We start from the raw sequence: 20,399 nt of genomic DNA, 5'->3' as shown, positions 1-20,399 counted from the left end.
GGTCGGTTGCTGCGCTACCGGGAGGGCGGCACGACCTCCCCGGCCGGATCGGCGTTCTCGTCCAGTTCGATCACGCCGTAGTCCCAGCCCTTGCGGCGGTAGACGACGCTCGGACGCTTCGTTACGGCATCCTGGAACAGGTAGAAGTCGTGGCCGACGAGTTCCATGAAGTAGAGGGCGTCGTCGACGGTCATCGGGGCCGCCGCGAAAACCTTGCGTCGGATGACAACGGGGTTGTAGACGTCCTCCGGTTCTTCGGCCGCCGTCGTCTCGACGTTCACGACGGGGATCGCGCCGGTGCGCACCCGCTCGAGCACCTCGGCGTCGGCAGGCTTGATGTCGACCACGCTGAAATCGACGGATGCCGCGTCGTGCAGGGAGATGGGACGGTGCGCCCCGCCACGGTGCAGCTTCTGGCGATCCTTGGCGCGGCGCACCCGTTCGAGCAACCGCCCCAGGGCCACGTCGAACGCCGCGTACTTGTCGGAACCGTCGGCTTCGGCCCGAACGATCGGACCCTTGCCGATCAGGGTCAGTTCCACCCGGTCGTTGCCCGTGGCGCCGTTCTTCTCACGGTGACGACTGAGCTTGATCTCGAGAGCCAGCGCCTTGTCGGCGAGACCGGCGACCTTCTCGGCTTTCTCGGTGGCATACTCCCGGAAACGATCAGTGATCCCTAGGTTTCGTCCAACGATGTTAGTTTCCATGACGACCTCCAGATCTGGCGAACCGCCCGTATCTGGGCGATTATTACGCGCCTTCAGGACCCACCGTAGCCGTGCGCACGGGATAAGTCACAGCCTTTTGTCAATCTGTTTTCGATGAACGTGCGGTGACGGGGAAACGACGCCGTGTTTCCGCCAGAGTGGCCACGCCGACGACTTCGCCGCCTGCGGCAAGCACGGCGCGTCGCACCTCGAGCACCGTGGCCCCGGTGGTCAGGATGTCGTCGACGACCAGGACGCGGACGCCGAGGAGGGAACGGCGCGCAACCAGAGACCCGGTGCGGTTCCGCCCCCGCTCCGAACTGCCCAGGCCGACCTGGTCCTGCGTCTCCCCCACGGTCCGGAGCAACCGGGTCGCCCGGAGTCCCGCGTGGCCGAGCAGCAGTTCCACCGGGTGATAGCCCCGGATGCGCCACGCCCGCCGCGACGAGGGAACGGTCACCACCTGCACCCCGGCACCCTCCGGCACGCGGGCCAGCGCCGCGGCCACGGCGGCCCGGAGCGGACCGGCCAGCGCGCCGGCGGCATCCGTTCGGCCACCGTCCTTGAAAGCCCCCAGGACCCTCCTGGCCACGCCGGAATAGTCCAGGGCCGACCACACCAGGACCCCCGACCGTTCGGAGCTGTGCACCCGAGGGGCCAGGGCGGCCAGGCAGGGCCCGCACAGGGCCCGGTCGGGCATGCCGCAGCCGCTGCACTCGGTGGGCATCACCACGGCCCACGCGTCTCGGGCGGCCTGGGTGAGACCGGCTGGAGGGCGCATCCCGCCATCCTGGGGTCAGGCACGGCCCGCCCCGGACCCCGAGGGCCGTACCGGTGCAGAACCGGCTTCCGCCGGATCGGTGGAGGAACTACCCGCCGATGCCCTGCTGGGTGGCGAGGAGGGTGACGTCGCCCAGTCGTTCCTGCCAGCCGGCACCGCGCTGCACCAGGAGCCCACCTGTGGACGAGAGAGCGCGCAGATCGCGCAGGTTGTTGCTGCCGACCATCGTGACACTGTCCGGCGCGGACTCGAGGCGCGTGGTCAGGCCGCCCAACTGCAAGGCCACGATCCGTTCCTCACCGCTGGGCAGGCGGGTCAGGCAGGCCACGGTGAGCTCGTCGATCCAGGCCGCGTCCACGGCCGTGCCTCCCGGCGCGGCCAGGAGCACCGCGTCCCCCAACGCGACCGGGGTGCTCTTGGCCCGGGTGATGGCGCTGATGACGAATCGGGTCTCCTTGCCGGACTCCAGCAGGGCGATCAGCCGGGTGCCGTCCCGCGACACGCGCAGCGACCGGATCGCCGAGGCTTCCGGCCAGGGCGTGGGAACGGCGGTCGCCTCGCCGTTCGGGCCGTACACGAACAGCTCGCCGGGGCGGTCGGCGGGCACCGACCAGACGAAGCCGTAGTTGTCGATGGCGGGCGCGATCAGACGCTGGCGGGGATCGAACTGCACCGGGGCGTCGCCGACCCTGACCCCGTAGACGCCCGTTCCCGTCAGCACTGCGGCCGCGGTCTGACCGGGCGAGAGAGTGACGGCGGTCGGGCCCAGGGCGACGATCGTGCCGGACAGGCCGGCGATCGGGCTGATCGAGGAACCGCTGGCCGCGAGGAATCCGAATTCGCCCTGGCGCAGGATCAGCGCGCGGGCGTCGACGCGGGGGTTCGCGGTCGGCGCGTTCGCGGTCAGCGGGGCGATGTCCTGCTGGTTGCGATTGACGGTGATGGTGGCGGACAGCCCGGCCGGGAGGCTGTTGGACAGCTGAGCCTGCATGCGCTGCAGGGTGACCCGGTCGGCGTTCAGGGCTTCGCTGTTGAGGTCTACCTTGGCATCCCTGGCGATGACCTGCACGGCGTCCGCGGTGAGCTTGGTGCCGTCGGGGAACGCCGTCACGACGGCCCCGGTGAGCCAGGGGCTCGGTCCGTCGAGCAGTCCGTTGACGATTTTGGTCAGGGTGGACCCGCTGCGCGGATACCAGCGCAAATCGGGCACCAGGTAACGAAAGTCGGGGTCGAAGAAGTAGAGCGCCTGGGCGGTGAAGACGTCCTGGAAGATGTTCCGGTCGACCACCGTGCCGTTCGGCGCCGCGCCGATGCGCCACTGGCCGCCGACCTGCACGAATTGATATCGGAGCGCCACCGCGGTGGGCGACTCGACCTCGCGGTACTCGCCGCGCTCGTCAACCTCGGCGATCGGGTTCACCGAGAACTGCATCTCACCCTCGCCGAGTGAGACGATGCTGCGCCCGGTGGCGTCGTCGACGGTCACCCCGGAGTCGGGCTCCCAGGAACCACTGTAGTTCGGCGCCAGGAACTCCCGGGCGATCGCGTAGTCGTTGTCGGGACTCGTCGCCGCGTCGATGAAACCGCGCAGGATCGCCTCGGGGGTGGCGTCCTTCTGCGGCCGCGAGGGCAGGAACACGGGGGCCGGGGTGGCGCCGGGCTGTACGGTCTGCCCGGCGCGCACGCCCCCGTCGCGCGGGATGCCCGCGCAGCCGGTGATCGCCACCGCGAGCACGACCAAGCCCGCGATCATCCGGGTCCGGCTACGCATAGTGCCCTCCCGTTCCGCGGGCGGCCGTGCCGCCGCCGGCATCGGCAGGGGGCAGCGGGCTCGGCGAGCTCGTCAGCGTTCCGTTCGCGTTGCGCGGCAGGGTCAACCGGAAGCACGACCCCTCCCCCGGGTGCGACCAGACCTGCAGCCAGCCGCCGTGCACGACGGCGTCCTCGAGGGAGATCGACAGGCCGAGGCCGGTCCCGCCGATGGTGCGCTTGCGGGACGGGTCGGCCCGCCAGAACCGGTCGAAGACGTGGGCCATCTCCGCCTGGCTCATCCCCATGCCGTAGTCGCGCACTGACAGGGCCACCGCGCTCTCGTTGCTGTCGACGGACACGATGATCGGCTTGCCCTCCCCATGCTCGATGGCGTTGCCGATCAGGTTGTGCATGATCCGACGGATGCGCCGAGGGTCGACGTCCGCGTCGAGGTGCCCACCCGGCGCGACCAGGGTCAGCACCGTGCCCTTGGAATCCCCGAGCGAGCGCAGCCCGTCGATGGCGTCCTCGGCCAGGTGCACCAGGTTCGTGGGCTCGGTCTCCAGTTGCACCGACCCGGCGTCGTATTTGCTGATCTCCAGCAGGTCGCTCAGCAGCAGCTCGAACCGCTCGACCTGCGTGTGCAGCAGCTCGGCCGTGCGTTCGACCGCCGGCGGGAACGTGGCCCGGTGGTCGTAGAGCACGTCGCCGGCCAGCCGGATCGTCGTCAGCGGGGTGCGCAGCTCGTGTGAGACGTCCGACACGAAGCGCTGCTGCACCTCGGACAGGTCGGCGAGCTCCTTGATCTGGCTCTGCAGGCTGTCGGCCATGCCGTTGAAGGAGCGGGCCAGCGTCGCGATGACGTCTTCGCCCTTCTCCGGGATGCGCACACCGAGGTCGCCGGAGGCGAGTCGCGCGCTGGTGGCCGCGGCCACGCGGATCGGGGTGACCACGAAGCGCACCACGATCCAGGTGACGCCGCCGATCAGGAGGATCAGCACCAGGCCGGCGATGCCGAGAGTGCGCTGCACGAAGGCCAGGGTCGCCTCGGCGTCGGCCAGGCTGTAGCCGATATACAGCTCGTACCGGCCGGCGACCGGAACTGTGAGCTGGGAGCCGACGACGACGCCGGGAACCTGCCCGCCGTCATCCGTCGCCAGCGTCACCGACTGCCAGAACTGCTCGCCGGCGTTCTCCTGCACCTGGAGGCGGAGAGCGGGCGTGATCACACCGGTCGAATCGCCGAACGACGAGGAGTCCTGGGGAGCCACGGTGGAGGCATCCTGCCCGGGCGCCCGGAAGATGGCGATCATCTGTGACGAGGATGCCGCTGTGACCAGGGTGCGTGCGGAACCCACCAGGGTCTGCACCTCCACCCGGTCCGCGGCGTCGGAGGCGTCGAAGATGCCCTGGGCGCCCGTCGTGGCCCGGTTCGAGTCGACGAGCACCTGGTTCAGCCTCGATTGGAACAGGTCGTTGCCCACGCTGGCGGAGATGTATACCCCGACCACCATGATGGCCATCCCGGACAGCGCTACCGTGATGGTCACCGTGCGGAACTGCAGCGAGGAACGCCACAGCCCGGCGATCCTGGTCGACCAGGAACGCCAATCCCGCCAGATGCCGCGGTTGTACCCGGTGCTCCCGACCACGAGAAACCTAGCCGGCCGCGCCGGCCCGATAACCGACCCCGCGCACCGTCATGACGATGCGGGGGTTGTCCGGGTCATCTTCGACCTTGGCGCGCAGGCGCTGCACATGCACATTGACCAGGCGGGTGTCCGCCTTGTAGTGGTAGCCCCAGACCTGCTCCAGCAGCATCTCCCGGGTGAAGACCTGCTGGGGCTTGGACGCAAGAGCCAGCAGCAGGTCGAATTCGAGCGGGGTGAGGTTGATCTGCCGCGTGCCGCGCCGCACCTCGTGCCCGGCGGCGTCGACGACCAGGTCACCGATCTGCAGGTTGGCGGGCGTCTCCGACGGGACCGGGCGCAGGCGCGTGCGGATGCGCGCGACCAGCTCCTTGGGGTTGAACGGCTTCACCATGTAGTCGTCTGCGCCGGACTCGAGGCCCTTGACGACATCCGTCGTGTCGGTTCGCGCGGTCAGCATGATGATGGGCGTGCCGGATTCGGCGCGGATCAGGCTGCACACCTCGATGCCGTCGAGGCCGGGCAGCATGAGATCCAGCAGCACCAGATCGGGTTTGACGGCGCGGAAAGCCTCCAGGGCCAGTGAGCCGTCGGCGCAGAAGACCGGCTCGAAGCCCTCGGCGTGCAGCACTATGCCGATCATCTCGGCCAGCGCGGTGTCGTCGTCGACGACAAGAATGCGTGCGTTCATCAATCCGTTTTCCACTCAGTCACCCAAAATACCCCGGTGAGTCATGCAATCACTGGACTAAGAGTAGTCGACGGCGCCGTGGGAAACCTCAACGCGCTCATTCATCACCGAGGTATGCCAGCATAGATCTCGTGACGGACCCGCAGAACTGGCACTCCCCGACGGATGACGGGCGCAGCATTCCGGTCGGCGACGAGCCGAGGGCGCCCCGCGCGCCCTCCGGCTTCGTGCCGCCGACGAATTCGGCAGGCGCTCTCGGCGCGGACGCTTCGCCCGTTTGGGGTCCTCCGCCGACGTGGACGCCTCCACCCAGGCCGGGACTGATACCCCTGCGACCGCTGGCTTTCGGAACCCTCCTATGGGCACCGTTCCAGGTTCTGCGCCGCAATCCGAAGGCCACCTTCGGCAGCGCGCTGCTCGTGCAGGCGGGTGTCGCCCTGATCGCCGTCATCATGGTGGGCCTGGTCTCCTACTTTGCACTCGAACGGGTGGAGAACTCGCCACTCGAGGACCGAGACGCGCTCGAGGCCGGAGCGACCCTGAGCATCGTGCTCTCGGCCATCGTGCCGGTGGCTCTGGCCGTGGTCGCCTCCGCGCTGTTGCAGGGCGTCATCGTGATCGAGGTGGCCCGTGCCACGCTGGGCGAGAAGATGCGCCTGTCCGCCCTGTGGCGCGCCGTGCTGCCCCGTCTCTGGCCGCTGGTGCTCTGGACCCTGATGCTGAGCGCGGCCGTGCTCGCGGCCGTCGCGCTTGTGGCCGGACTCGTGGTCTTCTTCGTCTCCCTCGGCGGAGCGGGCGTGGGACTGGCGGTGGTCACCGGCATCCTCGGCACGGTCGCCCTTCTCGCGCTCGGTATCTGGCTGATCACGAAGACCTCGCTCGTGCCGAGCGTGATCGTGCTGGAACGGCTCGGAATCCGGGCGGCGGTGCGGCGGTCCTGGTCGCTGACCCGCGGCTACTTCTGGCGCACCTTCGGTGTCCAGTTCCTGGTCGCGACGGTCGTGAACCTCGTCTCCCAGATCGTGACGACGCCGCTGTCGCTCCTGTTCGGAGCCGCCCTCTCCGTCGTCGATCCGAACGCGGCCTTCGACGCGTACCTCCCGTCGGTCATCCTGTACGTGCTGACCATCCTGATCGGCCTGGTGCTGGGCGCCGTCGCAGCCGTGGTGCAGTCGGCCGCGACGGCCCTGATCTACATCGATCTGCGGATGCGCAAGGAGGGTCTCGACCTCGAGCTGGCCCGATTCGTCGAATCGGCCCCCGGCGCGGAAGAGGACCCCTACCGGTCGAAGCCGGCGGGCACCCCGGAGTCAGCCTGGGCATGATCCGGGGCTCGCACATCCACGCGGTGGTCCTGGGGGCGACACCGGTCGATCCCGATGCGCCCGAAGCCCGGCAGTGGCTTCGGGAAGAGTTGGCGAAAGCACCGTACGAGGCCGCCAAACCCACCTGGTTCGACCGGTTGTCGACGTCGATTCTGGACTGGTTCGCTTCCCTGACCGCGCCGTCGGCCGACGGTTTCGCGGCCTGGGTTCCCCTGCTCCTGACCGTGGCCGTGGTGGTCTTGGTCGCCGCCGCCCTCCTCATTTTCGGCCTGCCGCGGCTGAACCGGCGCAGCCGGCTCGCATCCGACCTCTTCGGCGTCGACGACCGTCGGGCCGCGGCCGACTTGCGTCGTGCGGCGCTGGCCGCGGCCTCCCACCGGGACTGGAACGTGGCGAGTGCCGAAATGTTCCGGGCCCTGGCGCGCGGATTGTTCGAGCGCACCATCCTGGTCGTGACGCCGGGCACCACCGCGCACTCCTTCGCGGCCCGGGCCGGCGAGGCCTTCCCCGCCGAACGGGTACGACTGAGCGAGGCCGCCGAGCTCTTCGACGGCGTGCGCTACCTGGGGATCGACGGCACCGAGCAGCAATTCCTGGCCCTGGCCGCGCTCGAGAGCGACCTGCGTGCCGCCCGGCCGCTGCACCTCGAGGACCCGGCACAGGACCCAGTACAGACGAAGCGGTCATGAGCCTGCCCACCCAGACGGTCTCCCCGACGACCCTCAATGCCGCCTCCTCCACGCCGACCCTGCGCGAAGCCGGACGCCGGTCTCGGTACTGGCTGCTCGCCGGCGGCGGCGCCCTGCTCGTCGCCGTCATCAGCACCGTCCTCGCCGCGGGCGGCGGAGTGGGCGGGCAACCCCTCGAGGCCGGCAGCGCGGCACCGGCCGGCGCGCGGGCGCTCGTCGAGGTGCTCCGCCAGCAGGGCGTCACCGTGAACACCGCCGATACCCTCGCCGAGGCGCGGAGCCTGGTGGGGGCCGCAACCGACCCCACCGTGTTCTTTTTCGACGAGAGCGGCTACCTCACCGACGATCAACTGAGCACGATGTCCGCCCTCGCCCCGCGCACGGTGGTGGCCTCCCCGGACTTCCTGACCCTGCAGACGCTGACTCCCCCGGTGGGTTTCGGCGGCGTGTCATCGGCCGAGGAATCCCGCTCCGCCTGCACGGTCACGGCCGCGGTCAAGGCCGACGGGCTCTCCCCCGGCGGTCCCACGCTCACGATCCCGGCCGACGCCGCCGGGCTGACCGGATGCTTCCCGTCGGGAGAGAACGCCTTCGCCTTGGTCGAACAGGTCACCGCCGACCGAACGCTCACGCTGCTCGCCGACGGCACCCTGTTCAGCAACGAACGGATCGGCGAGGCCGGCAATGCCGCCCTCGCGCTCAACCTGCTGGGCCCGGGCGACGAGCTCGTCTGGTACCTGCCGACGATCGCCGACGTGCCCGGAACCGGGTCGCCGTCGCTCGGTGAGCTGACGCCCGGCTGGGTCACCCCGACCATGATCCTGCTGGTGCTCGTCGCAGTGGCCGCCGCCGTCTGGCGCGGGCGGCGTTTCGGGCCGCTCGTCGCCGAGAACCTGCCGGTTACGGTGCGGGCCAGCGAAACGATGGAAGGCCGGGCCCGGCTCTACGCGCGCAGCAGCGCCCGCCTGCGCGCCCTCGACGCGCTGCGGGTGGGCGCCGTGCAGCGCCTCGCCGGTCAGGTCGGGCTGTCCCGGCTGGCGAGCCTGGACGACGTGATCGCCATGGTCGCCACCGTGGTCGACCGGCCACCGGCCGACGTGCGGACCGTGCTGGTGGACGCCGTCCCGGGTTCTGACTCCGAACTTGTCGCCCTCTCCGACCGCATCCAGGAACTTGAGCGGGCCACGGCCCGCGCGACCACGCCCCTGCCACCCGGAAGAATGGACTCATGAGCACTCATACCGCTGTCGATACCCTGCGAGGCTCCCTCGCCCAGGTGCGTACCGAGGTCGGCAAGGCCGTCGTCGGACAGGACGGTGCGGTGACCGGGCTGATCATCGCGCTGCTCGCCCGCGGCCATGTGCTGCTCGAGGGAGTGCCGGGCGTTGCCAAGACCCTCCTGGTGCGGTCGCTGAGCCACGCGCTCAGCCTGGAGACGAAACGGGTGCAGTTCACGCCCGACCTGATGCCGGGCGACGTGACCGGCTCGCTCGTCTACGACGCCCGGGTGGGTGACTTCGAGTTCCGCAAGGGCCCGGTCTTCACCAACATCCTGCTGGCCGACGAGATCAACCGCACGCCCCCGAAGACCCAGTCGGCCCTCCTGGAGGCGATGGAGGAACGCCAGGTCAGCGTCGACGGCCTGTCCCTTCCGCTGCCGGACCCGTTCATCGTCGCCGCGACCATGAACCCGATCGAATACGAGGGCACGTACACGCTCCCGGAGGCCCAGCTCGACCGGTTCCTGCTCAAGCTCGTGCTCGAGGTGCCGGAGCGGGATGCGGAATTCGAGGTGCTGCGACGCCACGCCGAGGGCTTCAACCCCCGCGATCTTGCCGGTGCGGGAGTCACCGCGGTTCTCGGCGCGGAGGAGCTGATGGCTGCCCAGGCTGCCGTGGCATCCGTGGGAGCCAGCCCGGACGTTCTCGCCTACATCGTCGACCTGGCCCGCGCCACGAGAAGCAGCCCGTCGGTGAAGCTCGGTGTCAGCCCCCGCGGCACGACCGCGCTCCTCGCTGCAGCCAAGGCGTGGGCCTGGTTGAGCGGCTATGACTCGATCACCCCCGACCATGTGCAGGCGATGGTGCTGCCGGTCTGGCGGCACCGTGTGCAGTTGCGGCCGGAGGCGGAACTCGAAGGCGTGTCCGTGGACGCGATCCTGCGTGCCGTGCTCGCCCAGGTGCAGGTGCCGATCTAAGTGACGCTCACCGGTCGGTTTGTTGCGCTCCTCGCGCTCGGCGTCGTGCCGATCGTGCTGCTCGGGAGCACCCCTGGCAGGGCGGCGGCCGTGCTGGGCTTCTGGGTGCTCGCCCTGCTGGGGCTCGGCATCCTGGACTTGAGCCTGGCCGGCTCACCGCGGAAGGTCGCGCTCTCCCGAAGCCTGCCCTCCCGGGTGCGCCTGGGCGAGAGCGTGACAAGCGACCTGTACCTGACCAACACCGGACCACGGCGACTGAATCTGATGGTGCGGGATGCCTGGCAACCGTCGGCCGGAGCGGGCAACAACCGCACGCCGCAGGTGCTGCCGCCCGGCGAACGCCGACTGGTGTCGCTGTCGTTGACGCCCAACCGGCGCGGGGAACGCCGGGTGGACCACGTCACGCTGCGCTCGTTCGGACCGCTCGGGCTGTGGGCCCGCCAGGCCACCCTGCAGGCGCCGGGCCAGATCCGGGTGGTGCCGCCCTTCAACGCACGCAAGCACCTGCCGTCGCGCATCACCCGGCTCAAGGAACTCGACGGTCGCACCAGCCTGCTCGTGCGAGGCCAGGGCACCGAGTTCGACTCACTGCGCGAATATGTGCGGGGTGACGACGTGCGCTCGATCGACTGGCGCGCCACGGCCCGGCGGGGCGACGTCATGGTACGAACCTGGCGCCCCGAGCGGGACCGCCGGGTGGTCGTCCTGATCGACAGCGGCCGCACCTCGGCGGCGCGCATCGACGACGAGCCGCGCCTGGATACGGCCTTCGAGGCGTCGCTGCTGCTCGCCGCGCTGGCCTCCCGTGCCGGCGACCACGTCGACTTCATCGCCTACGACCGCCGGGTGCGCGGCCGCGTTCAGGGGGCGCAGGGAGCGGAACTCCTCTCCCGCATGGTCGACACCATGGCCCTGATCGAGCCGGAGCTGATCGAGACGGACTGGCCGGCCGTTCCCGGTCAGGTGCGCGCGGTGACGAGCCGCCGGGCCCTGGTTGTGCTGATCACGTCGATCGATGCGGCCGGGGCCTCGAGCGCCCTGCTGTCGGTGCTCCCCCAGTTGACCCGCCGGCACACCGTGATCGTCGCATCCGTTACCGACCCGACCACTCTGGAGGCCACCCGCCCGCGCGGCAACCGGGAGGAGATCTACCGGGCGGCGGCCGCCGAGCGGGCACTGCTGGACGTGGCGCGGGTCTCCGCCGCCATCCGTCGGCAGGGCGCCGAGGTCGTCACCGGCTCCCCCGCCAACCTGCCGCCCGCGCTGGCCGACCGCTATATCGCGCTCAAGGCCGCCGGCCGGCTCTAGCTATGTTCCGTGCGCGCAGGCTACGCCGCGTAGATCCGGGTGCTGCCGGCCTCGAACTCGGCCAAGTCGCCGGTCTCGCCGGCCCGTACGGCACGACGCCCGAGCACGAGCATGTAGGTGAGGAAGGCGAGCAGGGCGGCCGCGCCGATGCCGATCTTCACCGGCCACGGCCACGGAGCCGGCGTGACGAACCCTTCGATCACACCGGAGACGAAGAGCACGAAGACCAGGCCGATGGCCACCGTGGAGAGTGCGCGGGCATCCTCGGCCAGAGCCTGGGCCCGGGTGCGGGCCCCCGGGGCGATCCAGGCCCAGAAGATGCGCAGCCCGCCGGCGGCAGCCACGAAGATCGCGGTCAGTTCGAGCATGCCGTGCGGTGCGATGTACAGGAAGAACACGTCACCCTTGCCGTAGGCGAACATGACCGCCGCCGTGATGCCGACGTTCTGCGCGTTCTGCAGCACGATGAAGGGCACATAGACGCCGAGGATTCCAAAGGCGATGCATTGGGCGGCAATCCACGCGTTATTGGTCCAGACCAGGCCCGTGAAGGATGCCGCCGGATTCTCCGAGTAGTAATTGACGAAGTCCTCGTTGACGAGCTTCTGCAACTCGGCGTCGGAGCCGACGGCCGCCAGAGCCTGCGGGTCGCCGGAGATCCAAAAACCGTAGAGGGCCGCGACCACGATCGTCACCACGGCCACGGCCAGGGTCAGCCAGCGTAAGCGGTAGAGGGCGGCCGGGAGCTGCAGCACGAAGAAACTCGGGATCTGAGAGACCACGTTCGCGCTCGCCCCCGTGAACCGGAGGCGGGCCCGGGACAGCCCCACCGAGATCCGGTCGCCCTCCAGCGTCGAACCGGCCGTCGACTTGATCGCCGACAGCTGGGTCGCGCCGGACTGGTACCGCTCGATCAGCTCGTCCGCTTGCGCGCCGGAGAGCCGCCGCTGCGAGCCGAGCTCAGCCAGGCGGTCCCATTCGGCGCGGTGCGCCGCTGAATACGCGTCAAGGTCCATCTGCTCTAATAGTAGACATGGAGCAGCCGGGCAAGGCGGCCGATCACGGCCAGTACTCGTGGAGTGAGCAGGAATTGGTCACCGGCGAGGCGGTTGCCCTCGACGTGAGGCCGGCCAGCATAATACTGCGCGCAGCCGGAACGATCATCGACTGGGTTGCCTACATCCTCCTGTTTCTGGGGGTCGCCCTTCTCGTGTCCGGGCTCACCGGTGTGGCAATCGACGACGCGCTCGGTCGGGCGCTCGGAATCGCGGGCCTGGTGCTTTGCCTCCTTATCGTGCCGATGGCCGTCGAAACGATGACCGGTGGACGGTCTCTGGGCAAGCTGGCGATCGGTGCACGCATCGTGCGCGATGACGGCGGCGCGATCGCGCTCCGCCACGCCTTCATCCGCGCGCTGCTCGGCTTCGTCGAGATCTACCTGACCTTCGGCGGCATCGCCGCCACCACCGCGCTGCTGAACAACAAATCCAAGCGTCTCGGCGACCTGCTCGCCGGCACGTACAGCCAGCACGAGCGGGTTCCCCGTCTCACGAACAGTCCGGTGCCCCTTCCACTCGTGCTCGAGGACTGGGCACAGACGGTGGACGTCGTGCGGTTGCCGGATCGTCTCTCCCGCCGCATCGCGCAGTTTCTGCGCCAAGCGGACAAGCTGACTCCGGCCACGCGGCTGCGCCTCGCGGACAGCTTGGCGGCCGAGGCCGTCCCATACGTGTCGCCGAAACCGGATGTCCCGGCGGAAGTCCTACTGGCCGGGGTCGCCGCGGTGCGCCGCAGCCGGGAGTCCAGGGCGCTGGAGCTCGAGAGGGAGCGCCTCGACCGCCTGCAGCCCCTGCTGCACACTCTGCCGCACGGCTTTCCCCAGCGGTAGGGAGCCGGCCCAGTCATATCCGCGAGCTACGTCCCCGACCGCGAGGGTGGCCGTTGTGCCGGACACTCGCGTCCGAACGGGCACAGTCACCACTGGTTAGCGGCGGATGGCTCCCGTTGGCTCCCGTGTGGGGTGGCTTTCTTCGGTTGTGGGGTGGCTTTCTTCGGTTGTGGGGTGGCTTTCTTTGGTTGTGGTGTGGCTTTCTTCGGTTGTGGTGTGTGCGCGTTGGCAGGTGGGTNTCACGCTGCGGACGCTCGGAGTTACCGCGGTAACCGCCAGTGGACGGGCGGTCGGAGTTGCCACGGTACGGAGGACGCTCTCCATCCTGCTGCGGGCGGTCCGAATTGCCACGGTATCCCCCGGCGGCGGGGCGGTCCGAATTGCCCCGGTACGGAGGACGCTCACCATCACGCTGCGGACGCTCGGAGTTACCGCGGTAACCGCCAGTGGACGGGCGGTCGGAGTTGCCACGGTACGGAGGGCGCTCTCCATCCTGCTGCGGGCGGTCGGAGTTGCCCCGGTACGGAGGACGCGCGCCGTCACGCTGCGGACGGTCCGAGGTGCCACGGTACGGAGGACGCTCACCCTGCTGCGGACGGTCCGAATTGCCACGGTATCCCCCGGCGGCGGGACGGTCCGAGTTGCCCCGGTACGGAGGGCGCTCACCATCACGCTGCGGACGGTCGGACCGACCCTGGTGACCCCCGTTGGAACGACGATCGTCTCGTCCGCCGTCGCGTGATTCGTTATCGTTCGATCCTGAAGGGCTCACTGTGTCTCCTGTGTAATTTGGCCTGTCATCTCGACGGGCTTATCAAGAGTAACTTAACGCCAAATGGCCACCCGTCTGGGCGGCCGATTTCGTTGCTCCAACGTCAAGTCCCGTTGCTTCCTGCCGCGCTTCGGCAAGTGTCACCTTTCCGGTCGAGAGTGACCGCTGTGCCGGGCACAATCGACCGGAACGGCAACACTCGCCGCGAATAGGGCACCGAAGGCCTCCTCGTGGGGCCGCATACTTCGGTGTCTGCATTGCGGCACAGGCAGCTCGTGGCGCAGGGTATGGAGGAGGGCGCATGTTCTATCATGCGCCGGCTTCGGAAGGGTGCACCGTGAGGTCCTGACCGTGTGACTACAGGTCCGGGAGAACGGATGTTGCGGGGCCGCCAAACGCGAAGGCCACCCTGGGCGGGGCGGTCTTCTTCTGTCGGTCGTGGTACTGACGTGCGCCTGCGTGTCTGGGGGCCCGCGGGTGTGGCTGATTCAGGACATCCGTCGCCCGTAGCCACCGGCCGGCGCGGACTAGTGCGGGGCGGGTGTGGGTGCCCGGGGCGGCGTGCTGGGTTCTCCTGAGTTGGCCACATCGTCGGTGCTTGCGACATCACCGGTGGTTCTGTAGCGCTGACGGTTGCCGGGGCAGGGGGCGGTGTGGGTGCGGTGCCGCCGTGAGTGTTGCTGTTCCGGTCGAGAGTGGCTGGTGTGCCGGGCACGGTCGACCGGAACGGGCACAGTCACGACTGGTTAACGGCGGAAGGCCACCGTGTGGGGTGGCCTTCCTGTGGTGGTGCGGTGGTGCGGGGTTGTGCGGGTGGTGCGGGGTTGTGCGGGGTTGTGCGGGTGGTGCGGGTGGTGCGGGTGGTGCGGGTGGTGCGGGTGGTGGTTAAACACGAATGGCCACCGGGTGGGGTGGCCATTCGTGTGTGTTGCTAAGTTAAGTCCGGCGGTGTCCTACTCTCCCACAGGGTCCCCCCTGCAGTACCATCGGCGCAGAGAGTCTTAGCTTCCGGGTTCGGAATGTGACCGGGCGTTTCCCTCTCGCTATAGCCGCCGAAACATCTTCCGATGAATCGATTCTATATTTTTTAGTTATAGAGCCCTCACCCGGTTTGGTGCCGGTGAGGGCGTTGTTCTCGACCGTACATCGAGAACCACATAGTGGACGCTTGCAGCTTATTCAAACTGGTGTGTTATCAAATTATTGGCTTATTAGTACCGGTCAGCTCCGAGGGTCTTTAGTCCCCTCTTCCACATCCGGCCTATCAACGCAGTAGTCTAGCTGCGAGCCTCTCCCCCGAAGGGATGGAAATCTCATCTCGAAGCCGGCTTCCCGCTTAGATGCTTTCAGCGGTTATCCGTTCCGAACGTAGCTAATCAGCGGTGCTCCTGGCGGAACAACTGACACACCAGAGGTTCGTCCATCCCGGTCCTCTCGTACTAGGGATAGATCTTCTCAAATTTCCTGCGCGCGCAGCGGATAGGGACCGAACTGTCTCACGACGTTCTAAACCCAGCTCGCGTACCGCTTTAATGGGCGAACAGCCCAACCCTTGGGACCTACTCCAGCCCCAGGATGCGACGAGCCGACATCGAGGTGCCAAACCATGCCGTCGATATGGACTCTTGGGCAAGATCAGCCTGTTATCCCCGAGGTACCTTTTATCCGTTGAGCGACAGCGCTTCCACAAGCCACTGCCGGATCACTAGTCCCGACTTTCGTCCCTGCTCGACTTGTCAGTCTCACAGTCAAGCTCCCTTGTGCACTTACACTCGACACCTGATTGCCAACCAGGTTGAGGGAACCTTTGGGCGCCTCCGTTACTTTTTAGGAGGCAACCGCCCCAGTTAAACTACCCACCAGGCACTGTCCCTGAACCGGATCACGGTTCGAAGTTAGATATCCAATATGACCAGAGTGGTATTTCAACGATGACTCCACCTGAACTAGCGTCCAAGCTTCACAGTCTCCCACCTATCCTACACAAGCCACACCGAACACCAATACCAAGCTGTAGTAAAGGTCACGGGGTCTTTCCGTCCTGCTGCGCGTAACGAGCATCTTTACTCGTAATGCAATTTCGCCGAGTTCGCGGTTGAGACAGCTGGGAAGTCGTTACGCCATTCGTGCAGGTCGGAACTTACCCGACAAGGAATTTCGCTACCTTAGGATGGTTATAGTTACCACCGCCGTTTACTGGGGCTTAAATTCTCAGCTTCGCCTTGCGGCTAACCGTTCCTCTTAACCTTCCAGCACCGGGCAGGCGTCAGTCCGTATACATCGTCTTGCGACTTGGCACGGACCTGTGTTTTTAGTAAACAGTCGCTTCCCACTGGTCTCTGCGGCCTTCGAACGCTCCAGGAGTAAATCCCTTCACGCCTCAGGCCCCCCTTCTCCCGAAGTTACGGGGGCATTTTGCCGAGTTCCTTAACCACGATTCTCTCGATCTCCTTAGTATTCTCTACCTGATCACCTGAGTCGGTTTGGGGTACGGGTGACTAAAACCTCGCGTCGATGCTTTTCTTGGCAGCATAGGATCACTGATTTCGTCCGTGAGGACTACCCATCGGGTCTCAGCCTTATATGAGAGACGGATTTGCCTATCTCTCGGCCTACATCCTTAGACCGGGACAACCATCGCCCGGCTCAGCTACCTTCCTGCGTCACACCTGTTAATACGCTAACCGCACCAGCATAGGGTCGCACGCTAGGCCCCACGCTTCACCCCGAAGGGATCCATCTAGGGGATTCAGATGCTTAGCATTACTGGATTAGTTTGGGCGGTTTTTCGCCAGTACGGGAATATAAACCCGTTGTCCATCGACTACGCCTGTCGGCCTCGCCTTAGGTCCCGACTTACCCAGGGCGGATTAGCCTGGCCCTGGAAACCTTGATCTTTCGGAGGACGGGTTTCTCACCCGTCTTTCGCTACTCATGCCTGCATTCTCACTCGTGTAGCCTCCACGGCTGGTTTACACCGCCGCTTCGCTGGCCACACGACGCTCTCCTACCCATCAACACGGCTGAACCAACACCACAAGGGTGCGGCTTACCAAAAATATCAATGCCACAACTTCGGTGGCGTGCTTGAGCCCCGTTACATTGTCGGCGCGGAATCACTTGACCAGTGAGCTATTACGCACTCTTTCAAGGGTGGCTGCTTCTAAGCCAACCTCCTGGTTGTCTGTGCAACTCCACATCCTTTCCCACTTAGCACGCGCTTTGGGACCTTAGTTGGTGGTCTGGGTTGTTTCCCTCTCGACGATGAAGCTTATCCCCCACCGTCTCACTGCTGCGCTCTCACTTACCGGCATTCGGAGTTTGGCTGACGTCAGTAAGCTTTTAGGCCCCATCGGCCATCCAGTAGCTCTACCTCCGGCAAGAAACACGCAACGCTGCACCTAAATGCATTTCGGAGAGAACCAGCTATCACGAAGTTTGATTGGCCTTTCACCCCTATCCACAGCTCATCCCCTCCATTTTCAACTGAAGTGGGTTCGGTCCTCCACGACGTCTTACCGTCGCTTCAACCTGGCCATGGATAGATCACTTCGCTTCGGGTCTAGGACATGCGACTGAATCGCCCTATTCAGACTCGCTTTCGCTACGCATTCCCCTCTCGGGTTAAGCTCGCCACATATCACTAACTCGCAGGCTCATTCTTCAAAAGGCACGCTGTCACCAGAACAAAGCTGGCTCCAACGGTTTGTAAGCAAACGGTTTCAGGTACTATTTCACTCCCCTCCCGGGGTACTTTTCACCTTTCCCTCACGGTACTTGTTCACTATCGGTCATGTAGGAGTATTTAGGCTTATCAGGTGGTCCTGACGGATTCACACGGGATTTCTCGGGCCCCGTGCTACTTGGGATACTCTTCGGGCGATTGCTGCATTTCGACTACGGGGTTCGCACCCTCTATGACCAGGCTTTCAATCCTGTTCGTCTATACAACGCTCTAACCCTCACTGTTCGGCAGAAGCAGCAGAAAAGTCCCGCAACCCCGACCATGCAACGCCTGCCGGCTATCACACATGATCGGTTTAGCCTCATCCGGTTTCGCTCGCCACTACTAACGGAATCACTATTGTTTTCTCTTCCTGTGGGTACTGAGATGTTTCACTTCCCCACGTTCCCTCTACCCGCCCTATATATTCAGGCGGGAGTCACCAGGTCACCCAAAGGGCCTGGCGGGGTTTCCCCATTCGGAAATCCTCGGATCACAGTTCGTTTATCAACTCCCCGAGGCTTATCGCAGATTACTACGTCCTTCTTCGGCTCTACATGCCAAGGCATTCACCGTTTGCTCTTAGAAATTTGAAATCACATGAGTTTGAATCGATTAAGAATCGTAAGACTCAAAAGTCTCACGATCAAAATTGACCAATGATCTAATTGCTTAGATCTTTGTAATTTGCTCTCTTACGAGAGTCAAATTTAAGATGCTCGCGTCCACTGTGTAGTTCTCAAAGTACGGGCGGTACCCTCACCTGCCACCGAATGATGGAGACAGGAAAAGGTCCAGAGGAAGGGTTCACCCGCTGGCCGTNCTGCCACCGAATGATGGAGACAGGAAAAGGTCCAGAGGAAAGGTTCACCCGCCGGCCGAAGCCAGGAATGTTCCGGTCCCTCAGGACCCAACAGCGTGCATACACGTTTCGTTCAGTGACAAACCATTCCAACTCCAGTGCTGTAAACAGCTCCAAAGCGTACCGGGTTCACCAGTGTCCTCAACGCATCAATGTCAATGTTCCACCCATGAGCGCCACCGGGAAACATGTGTTCCCGTAATGGCTTGACACCTTGATCTCCCTGTATACAGAGGAGAGGTGCTGTGCTCCTTAGAAAGGAGGTGATCCAGCCGCACCTTCCGGTACGGCTACCTTGTTACGACTTAGTCCTAATCACCGATCCCACCTTCGACAGCTCCTCCCCTTGCGGGTTAGGCCACTGGCTTCGGGTGTTACCGACTTTCATGACTTGACGGGCGGTGTGTACAAGGCCCGGGAACGTATTCACCGCAGCGTTGCTGATCTGCGATTACTAGCGACTCCGACTTCATGAGGTCGAGTTGCAGACCTCAATCCGAACTGAGACCGGCTTTTTGGGATTCGCTCCACCTTGCGGTATTGCAGCCCTTTGTACCGGCCATTGTAGCATGCGTGAAGCCCAAGACATAAGGGGCATGATGATTTGACGTCATCCCCACCTTCCTCCGAGTTGACCCCGGCAGTATCCCATGAGTTCCCACCATTACGTGCTGGCAACATAGGACGAGGGTTGCGCTCGTTGCGGGACTTAACCCAACATCTCACGACACGAGCTGACGACAACCATGCACCACCTGTATAGAGACCTTGCGGGGCGACTGTTTCCAGCCGTTTCCTCTATATGTCAAGCCTTGGTAAGGTTCTTCGCGTTGCATCGAATTAATCCGCATGCTCCGCCGCTTGTGCGGGCCCCCGTCAATTCCTTTGAGTTTTAGCCTTGCGGCCGTACTCCCCAGGCGGGGAACTTAATGCGTTAGCTGCGACACGGAGACCGTGGAATGGTCCCCACATCTAGTTCCCAACGTTTACGGCATGGACTACCAGGGTATCTAATCCTGTTCGCTCCCCATGCTTTCGCTCCTCAGCGTCAGTTACGGCCCAGAGATCTGCCTTCGCCATTGGTGTTCCTCCTGATATCTGCGCATTCCACCGCTACACCAGGAATTCCAATCTCCCCTACCGCACTCTAGTCTGCCCGTACCCACTGCAGGCCCGAGGTTGAGCCTCGGGTTTTCACAGCAGACGCGACAAACCGCCTACGAGCTCTTTACGCCCAATAATTCCGGACAACGCTTGCACCCTACGTATTACCGCGGCTGCTGGCACGTAGTTAGCCGGTGCTTTTTCTGCAGGTACCGTCACTTTCGCTTCTTCCCTACTAAAAGAGGTTTACAACCCGAAGGCCGTCGTCCCTCACGCGGCGTTGCTGCATCAGGCTTTCGCCCATTGTGCAATATTCCCCACTGCTGCCTCCCGTAGGAGTCTGGGCCGTGTCTCAGTCCCAGTGTGGCCGGTCACCCTCTCAGGCCGGCTACCCGTCGTCGCCTTGGTGAGCCATTACCTCACCAACTAGCTGATAGGCCGCGAGCTCATCCTTGACCAAAATTCTTTCCACCCCAGAAGATGCCTTCCAAGGTCGTATCCGGTATTAGACGTCGTTTCCAACGCTTATCCCAGAGTCAAGGGCAGATTGCTCACGTGTTACTCACCCGTTCGCCACTGATCAGAGAAGCAAGCTCCCCATCACCGTTCGACTTGCATGTGTTAAGCACGCCGCCAGCGTTCGTCCTGAGCCAGGATCAAACTCTCCGTAAATGTTTGATTGCACGAAACCCGAAGGCAACGGCACATCTAGTGTGACTGACCACCGGAATAGGCGGACCAACCACAAGTTTGAAACTGACAGAACAAATCATTACTGACTTGCTTTGTTGTTTAAATGTTTTCCAAAGGAATCTCTTCCGCGGTACCCCCTAGAAAGGAGCCCTACGGCCGAGGTTTTTGGCATTTGACATTGTGCACGCTGTTGAGTTCTCAAGGATCGGACGCACTCGACTTCAGGCCCAAATTAGGCTGTCGCTTCGAGGCAACTT

At 65.0% G+C, this 20,399-nt stretch carries 12 protein-coding genes and 3 rRNA genes; 6 read left to right on the top strand and 9 right to left on the bottom strand.

What is annotated here, in order from left to right; all coding sequences use genetic code 11:
* Positions 1-14: 14 nt before the first annotated feature.
* The 5 genes from hpf to mtrA form a co-directional block, all read right to left on the bottom strand.
* Entirely contained in the window at positions 15-707 is a 693-nt protein-coding gene (gene hpf / locus E3T28_RS06340) for a ribosome hibernation-promoting factor, HPF/YfiA family (protein ID WP_134429000.1), read from the bottom strand.
* A gap of 100 nt (positions 708-807) precedes the next feature.
* Entirely contained in the window at positions 808-1,488 is a 681-nt protein-coding gene (locus E3T28_RS06335) for a ComF family protein (RefSeq protein ID WP_134428998.1), read from the bottom strand.
* Positions 1,489-1,576: 88 nt separating this feature from the next.
* Positions 1,577-3,259 (bottom strand): LpqB family beta-propeller domain-containing protein, encoded by a 1,683-nt coding sequence (locus E3T28_RS06330; RefSeq protein WP_166786944.1) that lies wholly within the window; start codon positions 3,257-3,259, stop codon positions 1,577-1,579.
* Complete coding sequence (gene mtrB / locus E3T28_RS06325; protein WP_241979198.1) at positions 3,252-4,892, bottom strand: MtrAB system histidine kinase MtrB; 1,641 nt, start codon at positions 4,890-4,892, stop codon at positions 3,252-3,254. Before mtrB ends, E3T28_RS06330 begins: the two co-directional genes overlap by 8 nt.
* Positions 4,893-4,899: 7 nt before the next feature.
* Positions 4,900-5,580: an MtrAB system response regulator MtrA gene (gene mtrA / locus E3T28_RS06320; protein WP_134428994.1), complete on the bottom strand. Its 681-nt coding sequence runs from the start codon at positions 5,578-5,580 to the stop codon at positions 4,900-4,902.
* Between the two features lie 131 nt (positions 5,581-5,711).
* Between mtrA and E3T28_RS06315 the strand changes: the two genes are divergently transcribed.
* Genes E3T28_RS06315 through E3T28_RS06295 form a run of 5 tightly spaced genes read left to right on the top strand, consistent with a single transcriptional unit; the run spans position 5,712 to position 11,099 of the window.
* Positions 5,712-6,905 (top strand): hypothetical protein, encoded by a 1,194-nt coding sequence (locus E3T28_RS06315; RefSeq protein WP_134428992.1) that lies wholly within the window; start codon positions 5,712-5,714, stop codon positions 6,903-6,905.
* Positions 6,902-7,594 (top strand): DUF4129 domain-containing protein, encoded by a 693-nt coding sequence (locus E3T28_RS06310; protein WP_134428990.1) that lies wholly within the window; start codon positions 6,902-6,904, stop codon positions 7,592-7,594. The genes E3T28_RS06315 and E3T28_RS06310 overlap by 4 nt, the downstream gene beginning before the upstream one ends.
* Positions 7,591-8,826: a DUF4350 domain-containing protein gene (locus tag E3T28_RS06305; RefSeq protein ID WP_134428988.1), complete on the top strand. Its 1,236-nt coding sequence runs from the start codon at positions 7,591-7,593 to the stop codon at positions 8,824-8,826. Before E3T28_RS06310 ends, E3T28_RS06305 begins: the two co-directional genes overlap by 4 nt.
* Positions 8,823-9,791: an AAA family ATPase gene (locus E3T28_RS06300; RefSeq protein ID WP_134428986.1), complete on the top strand. Its 969-nt coding sequence runs from the start codon at positions 8,823-8,825 to the stop codon at positions 9,789-9,791. The genes E3T28_RS06305 and E3T28_RS06300 overlap by 4 nt, the downstream gene beginning before the upstream one ends.
* On the top strand, positions 9,792-11,099 hold the full coding sequence (locus tag E3T28_RS06295) for a DUF58 domain-containing protein (protein ID WP_134428984.1): 1,308 nt from the start codon (positions 9,792-9,794) through the stop codon (positions 11,097-11,099). It begins immediately after the preceding gene.
* Positions 11,100-11,119: 20 nt separating this feature from the next.
* Here the strand turns inward: E3T28_RS06295 and E3T28_RS06290 are convergent, their stop codons facing one another.
* Entirely contained in the window at positions 11,120-12,115 is a 996-nt protein-coding gene (locus E3T28_RS06290; RefSeq protein ID WP_134428982.1) for a stage II sporulation protein M, read from the bottom strand.
* 17 nt (positions 12,116-12,132) lie between these two features.
* Here E3T28_RS06290 and E3T28_RS06285 point away from each other — a divergent pair, with 17 nt between their 5' ends.
* Positions 12,133-12,987, top strand: coding sequence for an RDD family protein (locus E3T28_RS06285; RefSeq protein ID WP_134428980.1), 855 nt, complete (start codon positions 12,133-12,135; stop codon positions 12,985-12,987).
* Positions 12,988-14,699: 1,712 nt separating this feature from the next.
* Here the strand turns inward: E3T28_RS06285 and rrf are convergent.
* The 3 genes from rrf to E3T28_RS06270 form a co-directional block, all read right to left on the bottom strand.
* A 5S ribosomal RNA gene (gene rrf, locus E3T28_RS06280) occupies positions 14,700-14,816 on the bottom strand.
* Positions 14,817-14,950: 134 nt separating this feature from the next.
* Positions 14,951-18,079 (bottom strand): 23S ribosomal RNA (locus E3T28_RS06275).
* A 522-nt stretch (positions 18,080-18,601) separates the two neighbouring features.
* Positions 18,602-20,121: ribosomal RNA gene (locus E3T28_RS06270) — 16S ribosomal RNA — on the bottom strand.
* Together the 16S, 23S and 5S rRNA genes form the textbook arrangement of a ribosomal RNA operon.
* Positions 20,122-20,399: the final 278 nt, after the last annotated feature.

The sequence above is a fragment of the Cryobacterium sinapicolor genome (assembly GCF_004403465.1).
GTDB lineage: Bacteria > Actinomycetota > Actinomycetes > Actinomycetales > Microbacteriaceae > Cryobacterium > Cryobacterium sinapicolor.
This window is presented reverse-complemented; position numbering and strand designations above follow the sequence as displayed.

Bases quoted from the DNA above. Each gene is read 5' to 3' on its own strand.
- E3T28_RS06305 (WP_134428988.1), top strand. From the start codon at position 7,591: ATGAGCCTGCCCACCCAGACGGTCTCCCCGACGACCCTCAATGCCGCC.
- E3T28_RS06290 (WP_134428982.1), bottom strand. From the start codon at position 12,115: ATGGACCTTGACGCGTATTCAGCGGCGCACCGCGCCGAATGGGACCGC.
- E3T28_RS06335 (WP_134428998.1), bottom strand. From the start codon at position 1,488: ATGCGCCCTCCAGCCGGTCTCACCCAGGCCGCCCGAGACGCGTGGGCC.
- mtrA (WP_134428994.1), bottom strand. From the start codon at position 5,580: ATGAACGCACGCATTCTTGTCGTCGACGACGACACCGCGCTGGCCGAG.
- hpf (WP_134429000.1), bottom strand. From the start codon at position 707: ATGGAAACTAACATCGTTGGACGAAACCTAGGGATCACTGATCGTTTC.
- E3T28_RS06310 (WP_134428990.1), top strand. From the start codon at position 6,902: ATGATCCGGGGCTCGCACATCCACGCGGTGGTCCTGGGGGCGACACCG.
- E3T28_RS06285 (WP_134428980.1), top strand. From the start codon at position 12,133: ATGGAGCAGCCGGGCAAGGCGGCCGATCACGGCCAGTACTCGTGGAGT.
- E3T28_RS06300 (WP_134428986.1), top strand. From the start codon at position 8,823: ATGAGCACTCATACCGCTGTCGATACCCTGCGAGGCTCCCTCGCCCAG.
- E3T28_RS06330 (WP_166786944.1), bottom strand. From the start codon at position 3,259: ATGCGTAGCCGGACCCGGATGATCGCGGGCTTGGTCGTGCTCGCGGTG.